Below are 2935 nucleotides of genomic sequence, written 5' to 3'. Positions count from 1 at the left end.
GATAAAATACCGTTTGAGTGCAATACTATGGATAGTTCAAAAGGAACGCACGCTGCATGTTAAAAGCGGGGCGCTGGAAAATTGTGCTTTCGCGGGAAGACGCGGTCTGCGTGTAAAGATGACCAAAATACGAAATGATAAGATCTGCCGGTCATTCTTGGATGCCCATAGAATTGCCGATGTCAAACGAAGGAGCGGTCTGATTTGGATAAATACGTAATCACAGGCGGAACAAAACTGCAAGGTGAGGTAACTATCAGTGGCGCGAAGAATGCCGCTGTGGCGATATTGCCGGCAACTGTGCTGGCGGGCGGCGTATGCCGTATTGAGAATATTCCCAACATCAGTGATGTGAGCAGTCTTTTAGATATCTTGACCCATATGGGTGCGCGTGTACGGTTTTTGCAGCGCTCAGTAGTGGAGATCGACACGACGCATCTGCAAACCCCGCAGGTGCCATATGAACTTGCGCGTAAAATGCGCGCATCCTGCTATTTTCTGGGTGCGTTGCTTGGACGGTATCATCGGGCACAGGTAGCTATGCCAGGTGGATGTGATTTTGGCGTTCGCCCCATTGACCAGCATATCAAGGGAATGGAGATGCTGGGCGCGACCGTGATGCTTGAACATGGGATTGTGGAAGCCTCTGCATCCGCACTGCATGGAACCGCCATCTATCTGGATGTCGTTTCGGTAGGCGCTACCGTAAATGTCCTTCTTTCCGCGGTGCGCTGCGAGGGGCTGACGGTGATTGAAAATGCGGCAAAAGAACCGCATATCGTTGATCTTGCCAATTTCCTCAATGCAATGGGTGCAGATGTGCGGGGCGCGGGCACCGATGTGATTAAAGTGCATGGTGTTTCCCAACTGCACGGCTGCACGTATTCCATCATTCCGGACCAAATTGAAGCGGGAACATTCATGGCGGCGGCGGCGGCGACGGGCGGCCACGTTTTGCTGAAGAACGTCATCCCAAAACATTTGGAGTCTATTACTGCTAAATTGGCTGAGATGGGCACTGAAATCACCGAGTTTGACGATTCGATTCTGGTCGAGCGCCACGGTCCGTTGAACCACGCAAATCTCAAGACAATGCCGCATCCCGGTTTTCCAACGGATATGCAGCCGCAAATGGCGGTGCTGCTCTCACTTGCACAGGGAACCAGCATCATCACCGAAGGCGTTTGGGACAATCGCTTTCGATATGTGGAGGAACTCAAACGGATGGGTGCGAGCATTCAGGTGGACGGCAAGATCGCAGTTGTTGAAGGTGTTGGAAGACTGTTGGCGGCACCGGTCAAAGCTACAGATTTGCGTGCCGGCGCAGCTATGCTGATTGCCGGTCTGGTTGCTCATGGTGTCACGGAAATCGAAGACATTCGCCACATAGAGCGGGGCTATGAATACGTGGACGAAAAATTCCGCGCGCTTGGGGCAAAAATCAAGCGGGTGTCGGTGACATCGGACGATGCGGCTTTGGCCAGTGCGGTTTGATTTGCACGCGCATATCATAAAAATGAGGGAAAGGTTTTCCTATACATATGGCAAGGTTTTGTTCACTTTACAGTGGCAGCAGCGGTAACTGTATTTACATAGAAGGCGATGACGGCGGGGTTTTGATTGATGCAGGCGTCAGTATGCGCCGCATCTCCACCGGTCTGCAAATGATCGGGGCCAGTATGGCGGACGTGCGTGCAATTTTTATTACGCATGAACATAGTGACCATATCAAGGCACTGCCGATGCTGTTCAAAAAATATGATTTGCCGATTTTTGCTACACCGGGCACCGTACGGGGCGCTTGTGCCGCCATGGACGTGCTGGATCCTGCACGCTTTGAGATTCTTGAGACCGGATGCTGTGCTGAAGTGGCGGGAATGGCGGTTTCCACGTTTGCTACGTCGCATGACAGCTTGGAGAGCGTGGGATACCGTGTCCTTTTGCAGAATGGGGAAAGTGCCGCCGTGGCTACGGACCTCGGTTTTGTGGACGAGCCTGTCCTGCGGGGTGTGCAAGGCTGTAAGATGGTCATGCTGGAGTCCAATCATGACATCGCCATGCTGCAAAACGGGCGGTATCCGTTTTACTTGAAACGACGTATTCTGTCGGCGATGGGGCATCTTTCCAACCGGGACTGTGCGGCTGTACTTCCGTCTTTGGCTGATGCAGGGATGCGGCATGTGGTACTGGCACATTTGAGTACGGATAACAATTCTCCCGAATTGGCTCTGGAGACCTCTGTAGAGGCGTTGTGCGCGGCGGGAATGCAGGATGTGGTCAGTGTTGAGGCTGCGCCGCGCTGCGGACCGGGACGCGTCTATACTCTTTGAGGAGGACTGTATGCTTTCGATCGAGCTGTGGTGCGTCGGCGGGTTAAAAGAACCCTATTGGAAAGCAGCCTGTGCCGAATATGTCAAGCGGCTGAGTGCCTGGGCGAAAGTAACTGTGCATGAGCTGCGTGAGCAGCCGCTGCCCAAAGATGTTTCTATAGCGCAGATACAAACATCGCTGCAAGCAGAGGGTGAGCGTTTGGTTGCCGCCTTACCTAAAGATGCTTATGTCACAGCACTTTGCGTGGAGGGCCCGCAGATTTCTTCTGAAGCGCTTGCACAGGCATTAAATCAGAAGATGATTGCCGGGCATTCCAAGCTATGCTATTTGATTGGCGGTTCCCATGGGCTCTCAGAGACGGTCAAGTACCGTGCGGATGAAATGCTCTCTTTTTCCCGCATGACGATGCCGCATATGCTGGCACGTGTTTTTTTGCTGGAGCAGCTCTACCGCGCCGTAAGCATCCTGCACGGCGGAAATTATCATAAATGACGGGTGTCCAATTTGAAGAGGATGCTGCAAAATAATTCCGACGGAAAATACTGCATGAAAATGCGTCTTGAAAGGGCGTTGAAAGCCCGTTGCAGCCGCAGTTTCATGGGGT

3 protein-coding genes are annotated in these 2935 nt (G+C 52.6%); all 3 read left to right on the top strand.

The genetic code is table 11. The features are described 5' to 3' along the window. Positions 1-204 precede the first annotated feature (204 nt). From ABF463_RS14190 to ABF463_RS14180, 3 genes are read left to right on the top strand one after another with little or no spacing between them, the layout of a single operon-like run. On the top strand, positions 205-1494 hold the full coding sequence (locus ABF463_RS14190; protein ID WP_415534645.1) for a UDP-N-acetylglucosamine 1-carboxyvinyltransferase: 1290 nt from the start codon (positions 205-207) through the stop codon (positions 1492-1494). Positions 1495-1541: 47 nt separating this feature from the next. Then, positions 1542-2330, top strand: a complete 789-nt coding sequence (locus tag ABF463_RS14185) for an MBL fold metallo-hydrolase (RefSeq protein ID WP_415534643.1) — start codon at positions 1542-1544, stop codon at positions 2328-2330. A gap of 10 nt (positions 2331-2340) precedes the next feature. Then, positions 2341-2823 carry a 23S rRNA (pseudouridine(1915)-N(3))-methyltransferase RlmH gene (locus tag ABF463_RS14180; protein WP_415534641.1) on the top strand — a complete coding sequence of 161 codons (483 nt, stop codon included), beginning with the start codon at positions 2341-2343 and terminating at the stop codon, positions 2821-2823. Positions 2824-2935: the final 112 nt, after the last annotated feature.

It is taken from the genome of Ethanoligenens sp. (assembly GCF_047718355.1).
In the GTDB taxonomy this organism is placed as follows: domain Bacteria; phylum Bacillota; class Clostridia; order Oscillospirales; family Ethanoligenentaceae; genus Ethanoligenens.
This window is presented reverse-complemented; position numbering and strand designations above follow the sequence as displayed.